General features: G+C 37.8%; 25 protein-coding genes. 23 read left to right on the top strand and 2 right to left on the bottom strand.

Annotated elements, in window-relative coordinates; translation table 11 throughout:
- Window positions 1–14: 14 nt before the first annotated feature.
- The 21 genes from rplO (at window position 15) to G4D63_RS20065 (ending at window position 15,860) form a co-directional block, all read left to right on the top strand.
- Window positions 15–455 (top strand): 50S ribosomal protein L15, encoded by a 441-nt coding sequence (rplO, locus tag G4D63_RS20165; protein ID WP_163181863.1) that lies wholly within the window; start codon window positions 15–17, stop codon window positions 453–455.
- Window positions 455–1,750, top strand: coding sequence for a preprotein translocase subunit SecY (secY, locus tag G4D63_RS20160; RefSeq protein ID WP_163181862.1), 1,296 nt, complete (start codon window positions 455–457; stop codon window positions 1,748–1,750). Before rplO ends, secY begins: the two co-directional genes overlap by 1 nt.
- Window positions 1,751–1,799: 49 nt before the next feature.
- A complete protein-coding gene (locus tag G4D63_RS20155) occupies window positions 1,800–2,453 on the top strand; it encodes an adenylate kinase (protein ID WP_163181861.1) in 654 nt (217 codons plus the stop codon).
- Window positions 2,450–3,214, top strand: coding sequence for a type I methionyl aminopeptidase (map, locus tag G4D63_RS20150; RefSeq protein WP_163181860.1), 765 nt, complete (start codon window positions 2,450–2,452; stop codon window positions 3,212–3,214). The genes G4D63_RS20155 and map overlap by 4 nt, the downstream gene beginning before the upstream one ends.
- A complete protein-coding gene (locus G4D63_RS20145) occupies window positions 3,211–3,546 on the top strand; it encodes a KOW domain-containing RNA-binding protein (RefSeq protein ID WP_163181859.1) in 336 nt (111 codons plus the stop codon). Before map ends, G4D63_RS20145 begins: the two co-directional genes overlap by 4 nt.
- Window positions 3,524–3,742, top strand: coding sequence for a translation initiation factor IF-1 (infA, locus tag G4D63_RS20140; RefSeq protein ID WP_163181858.1), 219 nt, complete (start codon window positions 3,524–3,526; stop codon window positions 3,740–3,742). Before G4D63_RS20145 ends, infA begins: the two co-directional genes overlap by 23 nt.
- 40 nt (window positions 3,743–3,782) lie before the next feature.
- Entirely contained in the window at window positions 3,783–3,896 is a 114-nt protein-coding gene (gene rpmJ / locus G4D63_RS20135) for a 50S ribosomal protein L36 (protein WP_003156543.1), read from the top strand.
- An 18-nt stretch (window positions 3,897–3,914) separates the two neighbouring features.
- Window positions 3,915–4,280, top strand: a complete 366-nt coding sequence (gene rpsM, locus G4D63_RS20130; RefSeq protein ID WP_163181857.1) for a 30S ribosomal protein S13 — start codon at window positions 3,915–3,917, stop codon at window positions 4,278–4,280.
- Between the two features lie 20 nt (window positions 4,281–4,300).
- A complete protein-coding gene (gene rpsK / locus G4D63_RS20125; RefSeq protein WP_163181856.1) occupies window positions 4,301–4,690 on the top strand; it encodes a 30S ribosomal protein S11 in 390 nt (129 codons plus the stop codon).
- A gap of 182 nt (window positions 4,691–4,872) precedes the next feature.
- Complete coding sequence (locus G4D63_RS20120; RefSeq protein ID WP_163181855.1) at window positions 4,873–5,817, top strand: DNA-directed RNA polymerase subunit alpha; 945 nt, start codon at window positions 4,873–4,875, stop codon at window positions 5,815–5,817.
- Between the two features lie 120 nt (window positions 5,818–5,937).
- On the top strand, window positions 5,938–6,300 hold the full coding sequence (gene rplQ, locus G4D63_RS20115; protein ID WP_163181854.1) for a 50S ribosomal protein L17: 363 nt from the start codon (window positions 5,938–5,940) through the stop codon (window positions 6,298–6,300).
- A 288-nt stretch (window positions 6,301–6,588) separates the two neighbouring features.
- Window positions 6,589–7,416, top strand: coding sequence for an energy-coupling factor ABC transporter ATP-binding protein (locus G4D63_RS20110; RefSeq protein WP_163181853.1), 828 nt, complete (start codon window positions 6,589–6,591; stop codon window positions 7,414–7,416).
- Entirely contained in the window at window positions 7,407–8,276 is an 870-nt protein-coding gene (locus G4D63_RS20105) for an energy-coupling factor ABC transporter ATP-binding protein (RefSeq protein WP_163181852.1), read from the top strand. The genes G4D63_RS20110 and G4D63_RS20105 overlap by 10 nt, the downstream gene beginning before the upstream one ends.
- Window positions 8,277–8,278: 2 nt before the next feature.
- Window positions 8,279–9,079: an energy-coupling factor transporter transmembrane component T family protein gene (locus tag G4D63_RS20100; RefSeq protein WP_163181911.1), complete on the top strand. Its 801-nt coding sequence runs from the start codon at window positions 8,279–8,281 to the stop codon at window positions 9,077–9,079.
- A 4-nt stretch (window positions 9,080–9,083) separates the two neighbouring features.
- A complete protein-coding gene (gene truA / locus G4D63_RS20095; protein ID WP_163181851.1) occupies window positions 9,084–9,827 on the top strand; it encodes a tRNA pseudouridine(38-40) synthase TruA in 744 nt (247 codons plus the stop codon).
- A gap of 161 nt (window positions 9,828–9,988) precedes the next feature.
- Window positions 9,989–10,426 (top strand): 50S ribosomal protein L13, encoded by a 438-nt coding sequence (gene rplM, locus G4D63_RS20090; RefSeq protein ID WP_163181850.1) that lies wholly within the window; start codon window positions 9,989–9,991, stop codon window positions 10,424–10,426.
- Between the two features lie 18 nt (window positions 10,427–10,444).
- Window positions 10,445–10,837 carry a 30S ribosomal protein S9 gene (gene rpsI / locus G4D63_RS20085; protein ID WP_163181849.1) on the top strand — a complete coding sequence of 131 codons (393 nt, stop codon included), beginning with the start codon at window positions 10,445–10,447 and terminating at the stop codon, window positions 10,835–10,837.
- 338 nt (window positions 10,838–11,175) lie between these two features.
- Window positions 11,176–13,098, top strand: a complete 1,923-nt coding sequence (locus G4D63_RS20080; RefSeq protein ID WP_338024014.1) for a heavy metal translocating P-type ATPase — start codon at window positions 11,176–11,178, stop codon at window positions 13,096–13,098.
- 152 nt (window positions 13,099–13,250) lie between these two features.
- Window positions 13,251–13,691 (top strand): DUF2521 family protein, encoded by a 441-nt coding sequence (locus G4D63_RS20075; RefSeq protein WP_163181847.1) that lies wholly within the window; start codon window positions 13,251–13,253, stop codon window positions 13,689–13,691.
- A gap of 216 nt (window positions 13,692–13,907) precedes the next feature.
- Window positions 13,908–14,627 (top strand): N-acetylmuramoyl-L-alanine amidase CwlD, encoded by a 720-nt coding sequence (cwlD, locus tag G4D63_RS20070; RefSeq protein ID WP_163181846.1) that lies wholly within the window; start codon window positions 13,908–13,910, stop codon window positions 14,625–14,627.
- Window positions 14,628–14,801: 174 nt separating this feature from the next.
- The gene (locus G4D63_RS20065; RefSeq protein ID WP_163181845.1) at window positions 14,802–15,860 is read left to right on the top strand and encodes an Mrp/NBP35 family ATP-binding protein; all 1,059 of its coding nucleotides are present in this window, start codon (window positions 14,802–14,804) and stop codon (window positions 15,858–15,860) included.
- 31 nt (window positions 15,861–15,891) lie between these two features.
- Here G4D63_RS20065 and gerD read toward each other — a convergent pair whose 3' ends face one another.
- A complete protein-coding gene (gene gerD / locus G4D63_RS20060) occupies window positions 15,892–16,494 on the bottom strand; it encodes a spore germination lipoprotein GerD (RefSeq protein ID WP_239586040.1) in 603 nt (200 codons plus the stop codon).
- 141 nt (window positions 16,495–16,635) lie between these two features.
- On the opposite strand from gerD, the gene G4D63_RS20055 reads away from it, so the two are divergent.
- On the top strand, window positions 16,636–17,229 hold the full coding sequence (locus G4D63_RS20055; protein WP_163181843.1) for a KinB-signaling pathway activation protein: 594 nt from the start codon (window positions 16,636–16,638) through the stop codon (window positions 17,227–17,229).
- 44 nt (window positions 17,230–17,273) lie between these two features.
- On the opposite strand, the gene pdaB is transcribed toward G4D63_RS20055, so the two are convergent.
- Window positions 17,274–18,035: a polysaccharide deacetylase family sporulation protein PdaB gene (pdaB, locus tag G4D63_RS20050; protein WP_163181842.1), complete on the bottom strand. Its 762-nt coding sequence runs from the start codon at window positions 18,033–18,035 to the stop codon at window positions 17,274–17,276.
- A 145-nt stretch (window positions 18,036–18,180) separates the two neighbouring features.
- Between pdaB and G4D63_RS20045 the strand changes: the two genes are divergently transcribed.
- The gene (locus G4D63_RS20045) at window positions 18,181–18,408 is read left to right on the top strand and encodes a hypothetical protein (protein ID WP_163181841.1); all 228 of its coding nucleotides are present in this window, start codon (window positions 18,181–18,183) and stop codon (window positions 18,406–18,408) included.
- Window positions 18,409–18,749 lie beyond the last annotated feature (341 nt).

Here is an 18,749-nt window from a genome sequence, read left to right as displayed (position 1 = left end):
AGGAGGTGCCCAAAATGAAACTTCATGAATTAAAACCAACTGAGGGGTCTCGTAAGGAACGTAAACGTCTAGGACGTGGTATCGGTACTGGTCAAGGTAAGACTTCCGGTAAAGGTCATAAAGGACAAAATGCTCGTTCTGGTGGAGGAGTTCGTCCAGGATTTGAAGGTGGTCAAACACCATTATTCCAACGTCTACCAAAGCGTGGATTTACAAACATCCATCGTAAAGAGTTTACGATCGTTAACTTAGATACTCTTAATCGATTTGAAGAAGGAACTGAAGTTACTCCAGAACTATTATTAGAAACTGGTGTAATCAGCAAGTATACTGCTGGCGTAAAAATCCTTGGAAAAGGAAAGCTAGAAAAGAAACTTACTGTTAAGGCTCATAAATTCTCTTCTTCTGCACAGGAAGCGATTGAGGCGGCTGGCGGTAAAACTGAGGTGGTTTAATGTTCCAGACAATCTCCAATTTTATGCGCGTGAGCGATATTCGTTCTAAAATTATTTTCACATTACTAATGCTAATCATATTCCGAATCGGTACGTTTATCCCGGTTCCAGGAGTTAGAGCAGAAGTATTAAAGATTCAGGATGAGTTAAATGTATTTGGAATTCTAAATACATTTGGTGGAGGGGCTCTACAAAACTTCTCGATCCTTGCTATGGGTATCATGCCTTATATTACAGCATCCATCATTGTACAACTACTACAGATGGATGTTGTACCTAAGTTTACTGAATGGTCAAAGCAAGGAGAAGTTGGGCGCCGTAAGCTAGCTCAGTTTACCCGCTATGGTACAATTGTACTTGGTTTTATTCAAGCAATCGGTATGTCAATTGGATTTAATAATCTAGCAGGCGGCCAGTTAATTGAGAATCCAAGTGTGCTAACCTATCTATTTATAGCAACTGTATTAACAGCAGGAACTGCCTTTTTAATGTGGCTTGGTGAGCAAATCACAGCTAAAGGGGTAGGAAATGGGATTTCAATATTGATTTTTGCAGGAATTGTTGCTGCTATTCCAACAACAGTAAACCAGATTTATGCACAACAGTTTGAAAATCCAGGAGAGCAGCTATTCCTTAATATAGTAACAGTTGTTATCTTGTTAATTGCAGTACTAGCGATCATAGTAGGTGTTATCTTTATTCAACAGGCAATTCGTAAGATTCCTGTCCAGTATGCAAAAAAACTGGTTGGGAACAGTCCGGTTGGAGGACAATCTTCGCATATTCCTTTGAAAGTTAATGCAGCAGGTGTTATCCCAGTAATCTTTGCTGTTTCATTTATCATTACTCCACCAACGATTGCATCGTTTTTCGGAACAAATGATGTGACATCTTGGATTACTAAGACATTTGATTATACACAACCTGTTGGAATGATCATTTATGTTGCACTAATTATTGCTTTCTCTTATTTCTACACATTTGTACAAGTAAATCCTGAACAGATGTCTGATAATCTGAAAAAGCAAGGTGGATATATACCTGGTATTCGTCCAGGAAGAAGTACACAAGAGTATTTAACTAGGATTTTATATCGTCTTATATTCGTAGGCTCACTATTCTTGGCAGTAATATCTGTTCTACCTGTATTCTTTATTAACTTTGCAAATTTACCACCTTCAGCGCAAATTGGTGGAACTAGTTTACTAATTGTCGTAGGTGTTGCACTTGAGACAATGAAGGGGCTAGAAAGCCAGCTTGTGAAAAGGAATTATAAAGGCTTTATAAAGCAGTAGGAGTGGGATATGTTCCCACTGCCTTATATTGACTGAGGGGGAAATGTAAATGAATTTAATACTAATGGGTTTGCCTGGTGCCGGAAAAGGCACTCAAGCCGAACAGATAGTAGAACAATATCATATTCCTCATATTTCTACGGGGGATATGTTCCGAACTGCTATTAAAGAAGGAACTGAATTAGGATTAAAAGCAAAGTCATTTATGGATCAGGGACAGCTAGTACCAGATGAAGTAACAATAGGTATTGTTCGTGAGCGCTTAGGCAAAGATGATTGTAAGAAGGGTTTTCTTTTAGATGGTTTCCCACGTACAGTGGCTCAAGCAGAGGCGCTAGAAGACTTATTAAACCAATTAGAACGTACGTTAGATTATGTGCTTCACATTCATGTAGATCAAGGTCTTTTAATGGATCGCCTAACAGGTAGAAGAATTTGCAAGAACTGTGGATCAACTTACCACTTAGAATTCAATCCACCAGCAGTTGAGGGTGTTTGTGATAAGTGTGGAGGTGAGTTGTATCAACGTGATGACGATAATGCTGAAACAGTTGGCAATCGTCTTGATGTTAATACAAAGCAGATGAAGCCTTTACTAGATTTCTATCAAGGCAAAGGTTACCTGCGTACAATCAATGGCCAACAAGACATTCATGATGTCTTTGCAGATATAAATGGGTACCTTGAGGGAATTAGCAAATGATTATTTGTAAAACCCCTCGCGAGATTGATATAATGCGTGAAGCAGGCCGTATTGTAGCATTAACTCACCAAGAATTAAAAAAGCATATTCAACCTGGAATAACTACAAATGAACTAGATTCTATTGCTGAGAAAGTGATTCGTCAATATGATGCAATCCCTTCTTTCAAAGGCTATAGTGGTTTTCCTGGTAGCATATGTGCATCTGTGAATGAAGCACTCGTTCATGGGATTCCTAGTGATACAGTGTTACGAGATGGTGATATCATTAGCATTGATATTGGTGCGAAGTACAGTGGTTATCACGGTGATTCCGCATGGACTTACGGTGTAGGAACCATTTCAGAAGAGGATCAGCGACTATTAGATGTAACCGAGGAATCACTTTATCTAGGACTTAAGGAAGCTAAACCGGGAGTACGCTTAACTAATATCTCTCATGCGATTCAAGTATTTGTAGAAGCTAACCGCTTCTCAGTAGTACGGGAATATGTGGGGCACGGTGTTGGTCAAGAGTTACATGAGGATCCTCAAATCCCGCACTTTGGACCTCCTGGTAAAGGACCCAGATTAAAGCCAGGAATGGTTTTAGCTATTGAACCGATGGTGAATGCTGGTAGCCGTTATGTAAAAACATTACAAGATGACTGGACTGTTGTAACCGTAGATGGTAAAAGGTGTGCTCATTTCGAACATACTATTGCGATTACAGAGGACGGTTATGAAGTTTTAACAAGCCTAAGTGAAGGTGGTAAAGGATGAGTGATTCTGATTCTAGTCCACGAATAGGTCAGTTTGTCTCTATTACACAAGGCAGAGATGCAGGACAGTATGCTATTATAATACGAATTCTGGACGAACGGTTTGTATTAATCGCTGATGGTGATAAGCGAAAATACGATAAACCTAAAAAGAAGAATATCAACCATCTTGAATTATTTGAAGACGTTTCTCCGGAAGTTCAGAGCAGTATAAGTGAATCAGGTCGTGTGACAAATGGAAAGCTGCGCTTTGCAGTCACTAAGTTTGTCAATGAACAGATTACTGATTTGGAGAAGGGAGAGCTTATTGATGGCGAAAGACGATGTAATTGAAGTAGAAGGTACCATCATTGATACATTGCCAAATGCAATGTTCAAAGTAGAGTTAGAAAACGGTCACGTTGTTCTGGCTCATGTTTCAGGAAAAATTCGTATGCATTTTATTCGTATCCTACCAGGTGATAAGGTAACAGTTGAATTATCCCCTTATGATCTGACCCGTGGTCGCATTACGTATCGCTTTAAATAAAATACACTCAGCACTCCGTACTATTAAGGAGGTTTAAAAGATGAAAGTAAGACCATCCGTAAAGCCGATCTGCGAAAAATGTAAAGTTATTCGCCGTAAAGGTAAAGTTATGGTTATTTGTGAAAACCCAAAACATAAGCAAAAACAAGGTTAATTTGAAGGAGGTGCACTAATGGCACGTATTGCAGGTGTTGATGTTCCACGTGATAAGCGTGTTGTAATTTCCTTAACTTATATCTTTGGAATCGGTAAAACAACTGCTCAGCAGGTACTTGCTGAAGCTGGTGTTTCTGAAGATACTCGTGTTCGTGATCTTACAGAAGATGAATTAGGAAAAATCCGTGAAGCTATTGACCGTTTAAAGGTAGAAGGAGATCTTCGTCGTGAAATCTCTCTTAACATTAAGCGTCTAATCGAAATTGGTTCATTCCGCGGTTTACGTCACCGTCGTAGTTTACCAGTTCGTGGTCAAAATACTAAAAATAACGCACGTACTCGTAAGGGTCCACGTCGTACTGTAGCAAATAAAAAGAAATAGTAAAGGAGGGTAAATGATCGATGGCTCGTAAAACGAATACACGTAAGCGTCGTGTCAAAAAGAATATTGAAACTGGTATTGCACATATCCGTTCAACATTTAACAACACGATTGTAACTATTACTGATTCACACGGAAATGCATTATCTTGGTCAAGTGCTGGTGCACTAGGCTTCAAAGGTTCACGTAAATCAACTCCATTCGCTTCTCAAATGGCTGCTGAAGCTGCTGCAAAAGTTGCAATGGAACATGGTTTAAAAACTTTAGAAGTTACTGTTAAAGGACCAGGTGCAGGTCGTGAAGCAGCGATCCGTGCTCTTCAAGCAGCAGGTCTTGAAGTAACAGCGATTAGGGACGTAACTCCAGTACCTCATAATGGTTGCCGTCCGCCAAAACGTCGTCGCGTTTAATTTTTTCTGTATAGATTTTGAAACCCTGTCTATAATGGGATATGATACAATATTTTTGTAGATAGATTCATTAGAAAACAATTGATCAAGTTGTTGTGCACAAAACGGGAACTGCCTAATGGGGAATTTCGGTTAGACTACAGTCTAGCCGGGGTTTCGACGTTTTGGAGGAGGGTTTATAAATGATCGAAATTGAGAAACCAAAAATCGAAACGGTTGAAATCAGCGATGATGCCAAGTATGGTAAATTTGTCGTGGAACCACTTGAGCGTGGATATGGTACAACTTTGGGTAACTCCTTACGTCGTATACTATTATCCTCACTACCTGGTGCTGCTGTATCTGCTATTCAAATTGATGGCGTTCAGCATGAGTTCTCAACTATTGAAGGTGTCGTAGAGGATGTTACTACGATTATCTTAAATCTTAAGAAACTAGCTCTCAAGATCTATTCAGATGATGAAAAAACTCTTGAGATCGATGTGCAGGGTGATGGAACAGTTACTGCTGCTGACATTACTTATGATAGTGATGTAGAAATCTTAAATCCTGATCTTCATATCGCGACACTTGCAAAGGATGCTACACTTCGTATGCGTCTAACAGCAAGACGTGGTAGAGGTTATACACCTGCTGATTTAAACAAGAGAGAAGATCAGCCAATTGGTGTTATACCAATTGATTCAATATACACACCAGTCTCGCGTGTTACGTATCAAGTTGAGAACACACGTGTAGGTCAAGTTTCCAACTTTGACAAATTGACTCTTGATGTTTGGACAGATGGAAGCATTGGTCCAAAAGAGGCAGTCGCACTTGGTGCTAAAATTTTAACCGAACATCTTAATATCTTCGTTGGTCTGACTGATGAAGCACAAAATGCTGAAATCATGGTAGAAAAAGAAGAGGACCAAAAGGAAAAAGTGCTTGAAATGACAATTGAAGAACTTGATTTATCAGTTCGTTCATATAATTGTTTAAAACGTGCTGGTATTAATACCGTACAAGAGCTTGCACATAAAACTGAAGAAGATATGATGAAGGTTCGTAACCTCGGACGAAAGTCACTAGAGGAAGTAAAACATAAACTTGAGGAATTAGGACTAGGCCTTCGTAAGGATGACTAATTAGGAATCTGCCTTTTCTAGCTTCGAAAGTAAATACTAGTTATTGCCTATATTTGAAGAGCTAGGTTTCTAGCGTTCTTCTATAGATACAGAGATTTCAACAAAAGGAGGGAACTTCCGATGGCATATCAGAAATTAGGACGCACAAGTGCTCAACGTAAAGCATTACTTCGTGACCTAGCTACTGACCTAATTATCAATGAACGTATTGAGACAACTGAAGCGAGAGCTAAAGAATTGAAATCAGTTGTTGAGAAGATGATTACATTAGGTAAGCGTGGAGACTTACATGCACGTCGTCAAGCAGCTGCTTACATCCGTCATGAAGTAGCGAACGAAGAAACAAACCAAGATGCTATTCAAAAGCTATTCGGTGACATCGCACCTCGTTACTCAGAACGTCAAGGTGGATATACACGTATCCTTAAACTTGGACCACGTCGTGGAGACGGTGCACCAATGGTGATTATTGAATTAGTGTAATATTATAAACACCACTACTAAAGGGCGGGTCAGTTCTAAACTGGATCTATGCCCTTTTTTGTTTGTCTGTGTTGAGATACGATATTCATTTTTTACAGCAGTCATATAGTAGACAGAGCATTCTATTCGGGCTACCTGGAAAGCGAGTATGTTTTGGAATAAAGATTTCCTCACTTTCAAGGTAGCCTATTGCAATACATACATTGATAAAATCCATTAATTAAGCTTTTAAACATCTATATTCATAGTTTAACACCTAGATAAAAAGAGTCGGTAGGAGGGGAAACGATGGGGGAGAGAATCCTTAAGTTAGAACAAGTGTCTTTTCAGTATCCAAATCAAGAGGCAGCTGCCTTAACTGATGTTAGTTTGTCTGTGTACCGAGGAGAATGGCTTGCTATAGTGGGTCATAATGGCTCTGGTAAGTCGACGTTAGCTAAATTACTGATTGGCTTAATGCTTCCGACTAGTGGTAGCATTATATTAAATGATCAAACCCCTCTTACGGAAGAAACTATCTGGGACTTTCGAGAACATATTGGTATGGTCTTTCAAAATCCAGATAATCAGTTTGTGGGAACTACGGTGAAAGATGATGTGGCTTTTGGTTTAGAAAACAGAGGGATACCTCGTGAAGAAATGGTTCACCGTATTGAAGATTCCATTTCACTTGTTAATATGGCTGATTTTCTCGATCAAGAACCGCACCATCTATCTGGTGGACAAAAACAGCGTGTAGCCATTGCTAGTGTCCTTGCAATTAGACCTTCCATTATCCTTCTTGATGAGGCTACATCAATGCTTGATCCAAAAGGTAGAAGTGAAGTGATTCGTACTATTAATTCTTTAAGAAATGAACAGGAAATTACTGTTATATCCATCACTCATGATCTTGAAGAGGCTTCTCGTGCTGACAGGATGATCATCTTTAACGAGGGATCTATTTTTGCAGAGGGTGCACCAAGCGATATATTTAAACGGGACCGCGAATTAGAAGAGATTGGTCTTGATGTTCCGTTTCCTGTAAAGGTTGGTCAGAAGCTGAAGGAAAAGGGCATTGACATGAAAGAGGTTCCATTTACAGTAGAAGGGTTGATTAAAGAGTTATGGACATAGCCATTCGTAATTTAACTCATTACTATCAGTCAAATACTCCTTTTGAGAGAATCGCTTTAGAAGATATATCCTTAGATATAAAAACAGGTTCATTTATTACGATTATTGGTCATACTGGTTCTGGTAAGTCAACATTAATTCAGCACCTTAATGGGCTGTTAAAGCCGACTAGTGGTACAGTATCAGTTGGTCCTTATACCATCACTTCGAAAAAGAAGGAAAAGGAACTAAAATCGTTACGAAAAACTGTAGGAATGGTGTTTCAATTTCCAGAAAATCAATTATTTGAAGAGACGGTTGAGAAGGATATTTGTTTTGGGCCGATGAACTTTGGAGTCACAGAGGAATTGGCGAAAAAGAGGGCTAGGGATACCTTAGAGATTGTTGGATTAAATGAAAGCTTCCTTCAGCGATCCCCTTTTGATCTAAGTGGTGGTCAAATGAGGCGTGTAGCCATTGCTGGTGTTCTAGCAATGAACCCAGATGTTTTAGTTTTAGACGAACCTACAGCTGGGCTAGATCCAAGAGGTAGGAAGGAAATGATGGAGTTATTTTCATCGTTACATCGTCAGAAAAATTTAACGACCATTATGATTACCCATAATATGGAGGATGCTGCAGCATACTCAGATGAAATCATCGTGATGGAACATGGGAAGTTGCTGATGCGTGGAACCCCTAATAGTATATTTTCTCAAAAAGAGAAGCTCTCACAAATAGGATTAGATATCCCCAACACATATAGACTCATTGAAGAGTTAGAGAAGGTAACAGGACAAAAGGTAGAGGGAAGCTTTTTAACAATTGATGAACTGGTAGAGTCGTTACATCAGTTCTTAACAAGGGAGATCATTACATGAGTATGATGGACAGTATTATCATTGGAAAGTACGTTCCAACTAACTCTATCTTCCATCGTATGGATCCCAGGTCGAAGCTTTTACTCATTTTTATTTTTGTGCTTGTTATATTTCTAGCAAACAATGTAGAAAGCTATGTCTTATTGGTTATATATACAATTATTATTAATCAATTAACAAAGGTTCCGATTGCTTTTGTTTTAAAAGGATTAAAGCCAGTTATATGGATTATTCTCTTCACCTTTTCTCTTCACATCTTTATGACGAAGGAAGGGGCACTTCTATTTGAATGGGGATGGATTTCCATCTATGAAGAGGGCTTACGCCAAGGTATTTTTATATCGATACGATTTTTCTTACTCATTGTCATGACGTCCCTCTTAACATTAACAACGACTCCTATAGAGGTGACGGATGGCATGGAAAGCTTGCTACACCCTTTTAAACGGTTTAAGCTTCCTGTTCATGAGTTAGCCTTAATGATGTCTATTTCTTTGCGGTTTATTCCAACCTTAATGCAGGAAACAGAGAAAATCATGAAGGCACAAGCTGCTAGAGGAGTAGAGTTCTCTAGCGGACCCATGAAGGAGCGAATAAAGGCAGTCATCCCTTTATTAGTCCCTTTATTTATTAATTCATTTAGGCGGGCAGAGGAGCTTGCAAATGCTATGGAGGCAAGGGGATATCGTGGTGGAGAAGGTAGAACTAAACTTCGTGAATTAAAGTGGAGGTTAGCAGATACTCTGATTCTATCTAGTGTATTGCTAATCACAATTTGTTTATTACTAATTCGGTCATGGTGATTATATGCAAAGATTAAATTGTATTATTTCTTATGATGGCTCTGCCTTTTCAGGTTATCAGATTCAACCAAATCAACGGACTGTTCAGGCAGAAATTGAAAATGTGTTAAAAAAAATGCACAAAGGTTTAGACGTGAAAGTATTTGCCTCTGGCAGAACAGATGCCTCGGTCCATGCAGTTGGTCAAAGTATTCACTTTGATACACCGTTGAATATACCAATTAATAAGTGGAAAATAGCACTTAACTCATTATTACCTGAAGAAATTTCGGTAATACAGGTCCAGCGAGTTTCTTCTGACTTTCATGCTAGATTCAATGTTAAAACAAAGGAATATCGTTATAAAGTTAGCTTGAGTAAAGACCGTGATGTCTTCATGAGACATTACCATTTTCATTACCCCTATCAGCTAGACTATATTGCGATAAAAGAAGCCATCAAGTACCTAGTCGGTACCCATGATTTTACCTCCTTTTGTTCAGCAAAAACGGAAGTGGAAGATAAGATTCGTACAATCTACGAAATTGAGTTTAGTGAAAACGATGACTTACTGACCTTCCGTTTTATAGGAAATGGTTTTTTATATAATATGGTGAGAATTATGGTTGGGACTCTGTTAGAGGTAGGACAAGGCTACCGAAAACCAGAGGAAATTGTTACTATATTAGAGCAGCAGGATCGTACAAAAGCAGGTAAAACTGCTCCAGGAAATGGATTATATCTCTGGAAAGTCCATTATGACAACTAATCCTGGTGTAACATTTTCTTGACATTCTATTCTTAAGGATATATTATTGCATATGGTACTATTTTTAAAACCCACAAATAAGCCCCGGAACTTATTTGATGAAATAAAAATAGCTTTAAAAATCTATTAATATTAAACGATTAGTAATTGGAGGGAAAAATATGCGTACTACTTATATGGCAAAGCCAAGTGAAGTTGAACGTAAATGGTACGTAGTAGATGCTGAAGGTAAGACTCTTGGACGTCTATCTACAGAAGTAGCATCTTTACTACGTGGAAAGCATAAGCCAACTTATACACCACATATTGACACTGGTGATCATGTAATCATCATCAATGCTGAGAAAATTGAATTAACTGGTAAGAAGCTAACAGACAAGCTTTACTACCGTCATAGCCAACACCCAGGTGGATTAAAAGTTAGAACAGCTTTAGAAATGCGTACTAACTATCCAGTTCAAATGTTAGAACTTGCAATTAAAGGTATGCTTCCAAAAGGTCCACTAGGACGTCAAATGGGTAAAAAGCTTCATGTTGTTGTTGGAAGCGAGCATAATCACCAAGCACAAAAACCAGAAGTTTACGAACTTCGCGGATAATCTAAGGAGGGTATTATATTGGCTCAGGTACAATATTACGGTACAGGACGTCGTAAGAGCTCCGTAGCTCGTGTACGTTTAGTTCCTGGTAACGGACGTGTTTTAATCAATGATCGTGAATTTGAAGACTATTTACCACTACCAGCTCTAAGAGAAGTTGTTAAGCAACCTCTAGTAGCGACTGAAACACTTGGAAGCTATGATGTTCTTGTAAGTGTTAAAGGTGGAGGCTATACTGGTCAAGCAGGAGCAATCCGTCATGGTATCTCTCGTGCTTTACTACAAGCTGATCCTGAATTCCGTGCTACTTTAAAGCGCGCTGGATTCTTAACTCGTGACGCACGTATGAAAGAACGTAAGAAATACGGTCTTAAAGGCGCTCGTCGTGCACCTCAGTTCTCAAAGCGTTAATTCTATCTTATCAAAGGCTCTCGACCCATTACGGGTCGGGAGTCTTTTTTTAGTTTTCTCCTAATGTTTGCATGATCGCTCTGCTGAAATTTTAATCCTCTTAGAAATGAAATTATAAAGATTCTATCTAAATGATTAAGAATGATAATCATTATTTATAATGATTATTTTTTTGTATTTATTATAAATTAGTTGACCCTTTTATGACGTCCTTACATAGAATATAGGTATATGTTACATCAATGTATTTGCTCTTTTAGCTGCCCATGGTGCAGTTTTTCTCTTTTAATTGTGTAAATGATGATGATTCTACTTATCAAAAGGATGTGAGGAGTAAAGTGGAGGCAAACATTAATCACAATCAGACTCAACAGGTTAATCAGGGTAAGGGTAAAGGTAAAGGTTCCTTCTTTCTTCAGCATCTAGAATTATTTGCAGCTTTGCTCAGTGGTGTGTTCATTATTTGTGGTTATATGACAGCAGCTGACGAAAATTATATATCAGTTATATGTTACTTAATTGCGTTTGTCATTGGTGGGTTTGCAAAAGCAAAGGAGGGAATCATTGAGTCCATAAAGTCACGCGATTTGAATGTTGAATTATTAATGATTTTTGCTGCGATAGGTTCGGCATTCATTGGATATTGGATGGAGGGCGCGTTACTCATCTTTATATTCTCACTCAGCGGTGCACTTGAGACTTATACAATGAACAAGAGTAATCGAGAATTATCTTTACTAATGAAGATGCAGCCTGAAGAGGCAAAGGTAGTTAAAAACGGTTACGAACAGAAAGTAAGTGTAAGTAGTTTGAGAATAGGTGATCAAATTGTTGTTAAAGCAGGAGAACGAATCCCTGCAGATGGCATCATTATGAAGGGGCAAACAACAGTCGATCAATCCCCCATTACTGGTGAGTCTCTTCCTGTAGTGAAGGCCGAACTTGATGAAGTATTTTCAGGAACTGTTAATCATACTGGTGTAATTTATATAAATGTTTCTAAATTAGCTAGCGAGTCTCTTTTTAGTAAAATAATTCAGTTAGTACAACAAGCAGAAAGTGAGAAAACACCCTCGCAATTGTTTATTGAACGATTTGAAGGTTTGTATGTGAAACTGGTACTAGTGGCAGTTTTATTAACGATGGTATTACCAGCACTCTTTTTTGAGTGGAGTTGGTCTGAATCTTTTTATAGGGCGATGGTATTAATGGTTGTAGCGTCACCCTGTGCCCTAGTAGCATCAATTATGCCAGCTACGTTGTCTGCCATTTCATACAGTGCAAGAAAAGGAGTGCTCGTTAAAGGTGGTGTTCACTTAGAGAGACTTGCACATACAAAAATCATTGCACTTGATAAAACGGGAACGCTAACGAAAGGTCAACCTGTTGTAACGGATTTTATAATAAAGGATCAAGCTAACGATCGTGAAATAAAATCAGCAATTCTTTCAATTGAGGAACAATCTACTCATCCAATTGCAAAATCAATCGTTGGTTACTTATTAGAAAATAAAACAGAAAGAGTGAATGTCACATCTATTCAAGAAACCGCAGGCTTGGGAATGAAGGCTTATATAGCTGGCTCACTATGGAAAATTGGAAAATCAGAATATGTTGGGGGCAGAAAAGTAGAAGACTTTCTAAGGGATAAAGAAAAAACTCTTATAGGTGATGGGAAAACTGTTGTTTATATTAAAAGGGATGAGGAGATTTTAGGGTACTTAGCTCTAATTGACTCTGTGAGAGAATCGACCAAGAAGGCGATTAAAGAGCTACAGCAGGAAGGAATTCGTACTATAATGATTACTGGAGACAATGAGCAAACGGCAAGTACGATTGCAGAATTAGCCGAGGTGGACGAATATATTGCAAACTGTTTACCAGAAGATAAAGTCAACAAAGTAAAAATGCTACAGAAAAAATATGGTATGGTCACGATGACAGGAGACGGTATAAATGACGCTCCAGCACTAGCGACTGCAAATGTAGGGATATCAATGGGTGAAGGTACAGACGTTGCGTTAGAAACGGCTGATATCATTTTAATAAAAAATGATTTGAGTAAAATTAGAGAAACGATTCTGCTATCAAAGAAAATGAATAGAATCATTAAACAAAATGTGTTTTTTTCAATAACAGTTATAGCTCTTCTCATCATAAGTAACTTCTTCCAGCTGATTGACCTACCTTTTGGAGTTATTGGTCATGAGGGAAGTACAATATTAGTTATTCTGAATGGCTTAAGGCTATTGAAGTTATAAGAAGAGCTCTTCATTTGAAGGGTTCTTTTTCATATAGGAAAGGGATTTGGTTGTATGTGATAAAATTGCCATTCAAGCCTTTCTATATTTCGTGCATCCTATTGGTATAACCTTCAACCCGAAGATACCGTCGCAAAGGAAGGGTGGAACTAATGACAGTTATTACATCTTTTAAAGAAAAGCGCAAAGAAAAACAAGTTAAGTTTGAGCGTAAACTATTAAGAGAACTTACATTAGAAAAATTGACCAAGGAAGTAACTTCGTATTTTCAGCCATTCTTCAAACAGGCTAGATTTTCTCAAGCTATTGAAGACGGCAGTGTGGATGTTGCAATCGAAGCTTACCTACTTGGAGCGAGTTTTGGAAGAGTAGGTCATTACGGTGAGTCCTTCGAGACAATCAAAAGACGCTGCTATGAAGAGGAAAAATACTTGATCGATACGTTATACGATTATTTACAATATTGGGGAAACCTTAGTGATAATGATTTTGTGAGTGAATCCTTATATTTAGCATGTGAGCAGTATGTTTCTAGGTGGATTCAAGAAGGTTTTGATAAAGGAATCATGCGTTATAAACTTCGTCTTCATTAAGGATGTATACAAAGTCGAGGAAAACCGACTCGGTAACTAACATTTCCAATTCAAAATGGAGACTAACTTATACATCTTGGATAACTCGGTGCATAAATCTTCACCGAGATGAACTACTCGGCTTTTTTTCCACCTCTCTAATACACACTAAATCATATTTTCTTCTCTTGTCCCATATAGTTAGTACTAGGGAACAATCAGGGAGGAGAAAAGAGGATGGGTAAGAAAAAGGCTCAAATTATTGGGGTTGGAATTGGGATCCTAGCATTTATTCTTATTATTCAAAACCAGTTAACAAGTAATGATTCATGGAACACTTGGAATCTTCCTCTTAGTGGAGAAGTTATTGTCTTAGACCCAGGACATGGTGGGATTGATGGCGGTGCCTCTTATGGAGATGAAGTGTTCGAAAGGGACATTGCTCTTGATATCGTACTAAAAGTGAAAGATTACCTTCAGGAGCAAGGCGCTTTAGTTCTAATGACTAGGGAGGATCATAATGATATAGCCGATCCCGACACCAAGGGAGTCCGAAATAGAAAAGTAGAAGATCTCAAAAATCGAGTTAAATTCATCAATGGTTCTGATGCAAGCAGCTTTATTACCATCCATTTAAATGCTATACCTGCAGAACGGTGGAGAGGTGCTCAAACCTTTTACTATGGATCGCTAGAGGAAAATAAACGTTTAGCGACCTTTGTTCAAGCAGAAATTAAGCGCAACTTAGAAAATACGAATCGATCTGCCAAGGCAATTAGTGGTATTTATCTTCTAAAGAAGGCACAAATCCCTGGAGCCCTAGTAGAAGTTGGGTTTCTCTCAAATCCTCATGAAAGAAATTTACTTACCACTGAGGAATACCAAGAAAAAATGGCAGCATCTATCTATAAAGGCATTTTACGATATTATTCAAATGAACTGGATCTCCCGAATTAGGGAGATTTTCTTTTGCATTTCATATGAAGTATTAAACAAGTTCCTTGTCCAAGCACTTGGCACTTTTAAAGTTTTTCTAATATCTCCACTTTTCTTGCAAAGGGAGCTAAGATCTCAGATATTATGTCTCATTTATGGTATACTAACGAAAAAAGAGTACTAAGGAGTGGCAGTATGTTAACTGAAGATAGAGTTAGGTCCATTCTTAATAAGATGGTGGATCCTTTTTTACATAAGACATTAGAGGAAACAAATGGTATACAGGAAATTAAGGTTAAAGAAGATAAGCAACATGTAAGTGTAAAGATAGCCATCGCAAAAACAGGAACTCCAGAACAAATGCAACTTCAAGGAACAATTGTACAAGCATTGAAAGGTGCAGGTGCTGATTCTGTAGGTCTACGTTTCACAGACCTTCCTGCTGAAGAGCTTGCAAAATTTGCAACTGCTGATACTCAAGGAAATAAGTCCTTACTATCTCCAGGAAGTAAAACTACATTTATCGCAATCGCTAGTGGAAAAGGTGGAGTAGGGAAGTCAACGGTATCGGTGAACTTAGCTGTAGCACTTGCAAGGCTAGGTAAAAAGGTTGGAATCATAGATGCTGATATATATGGATTTAGTGTTCCAGATATGATGGGAATTACAAAGCGCCCTGTAGTCAGAGGAGAAATGATTATTCCAGTTGAACGATTTGGAGTTAAGGTAATCTCAATGGGGTTCTTTGTTGAAGACAATGCACCTGTAATTTGGAGAGGGCCAATGCTAGGGAAAATGCTACATAATTTCTTTAATGATGTTGAATGGGGAGATCTAGATTATTTATTACTAGACCTACCACCAGGAACTGGAGATGTAGCATTAGACATTCATACAATGTTACCTGCTTGTAAAGAAGTGATTGTCACGACTCCGCATCCAACAGCTGCTTTTGTTGCTGCAAGAGCGGGTGCAATGGCCCTTCGTACTGAGCATGAGGTGTTAGGTGTTATTGAAAATATGTCTTATTTTGAGAGTAAAGTTACAGGAGAAAAAGAATATGTATTTGGAAAAGGTGGAGGTACAAAGCTAGCTGAGGAACTTCAAACAGAGCTTTTAGGCCAGCTACCACTTCAGCAACCAGATTGGAATGATGATGATTTTGCACCTTCTATTTACGCTGAAGACCATAGATTAGGTAAACTTTATTTAGAAATTGCAGAAAAAATCACAACGCTTATTCATAAAAAATAGTAAAAGCGCCCATTTGGGCGCTTTTACTTTGTTAGCTCTCTCCTCCACCGCCGCCTTCGCCTTCCTGTTTCTTAGAAGCCTGTTCTTGTAACTGCTCAGCTGATTTAATGATCACGTCCACCAGCTTTGCTTTGAACAGAGGGCTTTCAAAGGTTTCGGTAATGACCTGCTGAAGATGTGCTCGATATTCAGTGCTTTTTAAAACTGTCAGAACTTGTTCCTCAGCCTCGGGGTTTTGAAATAATTCAATTAACATTTTTTGATAATCTGGGTCCTTCATTAACCCTTTAATTAGCTTTTCGTGTTCTGTCTGCATACTCTTAGCAAAGGTTTCTGCAAATTTAGGATCTTCAAATGTCTTAGTCCAAAACTTTGATCCCTCTTCAGATGTTAATGTCTGTTGTATGGTTTCAGTAACAATTGCCTGATCCATTACTAAGGCCTGCTTCATTTTATCATCTGCCATTACCTCTTGAATGGCTTTTTTACCTTCATCTGTCTTTAAAATATCAACAACCATTTTTTTCACTTCTTCATAATCAGCCTGTCCGCCACCCTGCTCTCCACCGCCACCGGAGCATGATGCTAATGTAAACAAGCAAAACAGTATGAAGAGTAATTTATGATAGCCCATGATGTTTGCTCCCTTCAAAATAATCCTACCTTTAATATGAAGAAAAATAAGTAAAATATGCATATAGTTATGAGATTTACTAGCATTTTTCAAAGAGCGTTGGTAAAATCAGAAATGGAATGAACGAATGGAGGAACTAATGTGAAAAGCCGTGATTGGGTCCGATTATTTATTTCAACCTTATTAGTCGGGGGAATTAGTACAGTTATATTAGGATTTATGATTAGATGGTCAGAATATCAATCATTATTTATAGAAGGAAATGTTGTGGAGATCTTATCCGTAATGTTTTGGCTCTTAGGAGTTGGATTTATATTTAGTGTAATTAGCCAGATGGGTTTCTTTGCTTATCTAACTGTCCATCGATTTGGACTAGGAATTTTTAAGGGGTTATGGAAGCCTGTTCAGATTATCCTTATTGTATTTGTGTTGTTTGACTTAGTGTATTTCCGTTACCAGTGGTTTGCTGATGCAGATGATCGCTTACTTAGCTTTTTCTTATATCCGGGATTTTTATTAGTATTTGCACTTGTAGTTGCTTATTTTAAGGCAAAAGAAACAAATAAAGAAGCTTTCATTCCAGCCCTATTCTTTATGATTGTCGTAACGACCATAGAATGGGTGCCTGCCTTAAGAGCTAACGAAGAGAGTTGGCTTAGCTTTATGCTCTTACCTCTTTTAATTTGTAACAGCTACCAGTTGTTAATTCTTCATAGATTAATAAAGAAAAGCTGACATTTCAACATGTCAGCTTTTCTTTATTTTTTAGGAGTATAATGTTAATCCAATTCTTTGGTCTTAGCATCTGTGTTAGAAATTAGTTCAGAGATTGAATAATTCTTAAATCCCTTTTGACTTAGGAGCTTTGCAATTTCAGGTATGGCCTTCTCTGTCTGTTTTGCTGAATCAGAAGCATGAAGTAAGATAATATCCCCGGCCTTCATTTCTTTGAGATTTTTCAAGATAACGTCTGTGCCCGGATTTGTCCAATCTTGTGAATTTACACTCCAATGTACAACGGTATACCCTGTATTTTCAGCAACTTTAAGTACTTTTTCGTCAAAGTTACCACTTGGAGGTCTTAATAAATTTACTTCCTTGACTCCTAGTGTCTTAAATACTTCTTCTGCCTGTAAAATATCACGCTTTATTTTTTGTTCGTCCATGCTCGTATAACTCTTCCATTGATAACCCATACTACCAATCTCATGTCCATCTTCTAGAATTCTCTTCACTATATCTGGATGTGTTTCTGCCCATGAAGCAGATAGGAAGAACGTACTACCTTTAATATTATGAGTCTTTAAAGAATCCAATATAGGAATTGCTCGTTCATCGCCCCAGCTTATGTCAAAGGTTAAGGCTACCTTTTTGTCTTTACCTTCCCCTTTGTATATTGCTTTTGGGCCATCCTTAGTCGAAAATACAGGTTCATTAAATGATCCTTCGATAAAAAGTAGTCCTGCTGTAAAAAACGCGGCAATTACAATGATCAGTGAATGCTTAATCTTTTTTCCATTTAATATAAAGAAAAAGTTCATAGTCACCCTCCTAGTACAAGTCTCTTGAGAAATACTTATGCAAACTTGTACGTTTTATGAGCAAAAGAGAAGGGAAAAGAATTTTTTTAATAAAAATTAAAGTAATGGTAATAACTAGAATAAATGAACTGAAGAGGGTGACAGCATGCTAGGCTTTATGTTAAATCAGATGGAACAAAAGGAACTTGAGTATTTATTAAAAAGAGAGATGGATGAAATCTTACATGATTTCCAAGATCATAGAATTGATCATGTTGTAAAGAGAGCAATGGAGGAACGCTATCAAATTCTCTTTAGATTGTTCAAAAGAGTAGCCTCACCCCAAGAGTGTTCAAAGTATATACGAACAAAGCAAATTAGACATTATGAATAAAACTTTTTTATATTGAGTGTTGACTATAAATATTAAATTATGTTATATTACTTTTTGTCGCTTCAAGACAAGCCAACAACAATTTAAAAACTTTTAAAGATAGTTGTTGACATTAATATGCGATGTGTGGTAAATTAATAAAGTCGCTTACGGGCGATGAGACAAGAAGTTCTTTGAAAACTAAACAAAACGTCAAGCGTGTTGGTCTTTAAGACTAACGCAAGTAATAAATTTTTAAATCTACTATATAGTTATTTTCGCTAATGCAAAAAACTAAGTAGATTGCCGGTGTAATGAGCAATCAAACACTTTATTGGAGAGTTTGATCCTGGCTCAGGACG

The organism is Bacillus mesophilus (assembly GCF_011008845.1).
Taxonomy (GTDB): Bacteria; Bacillota; Bacilli; order Bacillales; family SA4; genus Bacillus_BS; species Bacillus_BS mesophilus.
This window is presented reverse-complemented; position numbering and strand designations above follow the sequence as displayed.

Excerpts from the sequence above, each read along its gene's own strand:
- rplO (WP_163181863.1), top strand. The coding sequence starts at position 15 with ATGAAACTTCATGAATTAAAACCAACTGAGGGGTCTCGTAAGGAACGT.
- G4D63_RS20155 (WP_163181861.1), top strand. The coding sequence starts at position 1,800 with ATGAATTTAATACTAATGGGTTTGCCTGGTGCCGGAAAAGGCACTCAA.
- rpsM (WP_163181857.1), top strand. The coding sequence starts at position 3,915 with ATGGCACGTATTGCAGGTGTTGATGTTCCACGTGATAAGCGTGTTGTA.
- G4D63_RS20105 (WP_163181852.1), top strand. The coding sequence starts at position 7,407 with ATGGACATAGCCATTCGTAATTTAACTCATTACTATCAGTCAAATACT.
- pdaB (WP_163181842.1), bottom strand. The coding sequence starts at position 18,035 with ATGAACTTTTTCTTTATATTAAATGGAAAAAAGATTAAGCATTCACTG.
- infA (WP_163181858.1), top strand. The coding sequence starts at position 3,524 with ATGGCGAAAGACGATGTAATTGAAGTAGAAGGTACCATCATTGATACA.
- rpmJ (WP_003156543.1), top strand. The coding sequence starts at position 3,783 with ATGAAAGTAAGACCATCCGTAAAGCCGATCTGCGAAAAATGTAAAGTT.
- G4D63_RS20110 (WP_163181853.1), top strand. The coding sequence starts at position 6,589 with ATGGGGGAGAGAATCCTTAAGTTAGAACAAGTGTCTTTTCAGTATCCA.
- G4D63_RS20100 (WP_163181911.1), top strand. The coding sequence starts at position 8,279 with ATGATGGACAGTATTATCATTGGAAAGTACGTTCCAACTAACTCTATC.
- secY (WP_163181862.1), top strand. The coding sequence starts at position 455 with ATGTTCCAGACAATCTCCAATTTTATGCGCGTGAGCGATATTCGTTCT.
- G4D63_RS20145 (WP_163181859.1), top strand. The coding sequence starts at position 3,211 with ATGAGTGATTCTGATTCTAGTCCACGAATAGGTCAGTTTGTCTCTATT.
- cwlD (WP_163181846.1), top strand. The coding sequence starts at position 13,908 with ATGGGTAAGAAAAAGGCTCAAATTATTGGGGTTGGAATTGGGATCCTA.
- rplM (WP_163181850.1), top strand. The coding sequence starts at position 9,989 with ATGCGTACTACTTATATGGCAAAGCCAAGTGAAGTTGAACGTAAATGG.
- G4D63_RS20075 (WP_163181847.1), top strand. The coding sequence starts at position 13,251 with ATGACAGTTATTACATCTTTTAAAGAAAAGCGCAAAGAAAAACAAGTT.
- map (WP_163181860.1), top strand. The coding sequence starts at position 2,450 with ATGATTATTTGTAAAACCCCTCGCGAGATTGATATAATGCGTGAAGCA.
- rpsK (WP_163181856.1), top strand. The coding sequence starts at position 4,301 with ATGGCTCGTAAAACGAATACACGTAAGCGTCGTGTCAAAAAGAATATT.
- gerD (WP_239586040.1), bottom strand. The coding sequence starts at position 16,494 with ATGGGCTATCATAAATTACTCTTCATACTGTTTTGCTTGTTTACATTA.
- G4D63_RS20045 (WP_163181841.1), top strand. The coding sequence starts at position 18,181 with ATGCTAGGCTTTATGTTAAATCAGATGGAACAAAAGGAACTTGAGTAT.
- G4D63_RS20120 (WP_163181855.1), top strand. The coding sequence starts at position 4,873 with ATGATCGAAATTGAGAAACCAAAAATCGAAACGGTTGAAATCAGCGAT.
- rplQ (WP_163181854.1), top strand. The coding sequence starts at position 5,938 with ATGGCATATCAGAAATTAGGACGCACAAGTGCTCAACGTAAAGCATTA.
- G4D63_RS20065 (WP_163181845.1), top strand. The coding sequence starts at position 14,802 with ATGTTAACTGAAGATAGAGTTAGGTCCATTCTTAATAAGATGGTGGAT.
- truA (WP_163181851.1), top strand. The coding sequence starts at position 9,084 with ATGCAAAGATTAAATTGTATTATTTCTTATGATGGCTCTGCCTTTTCA.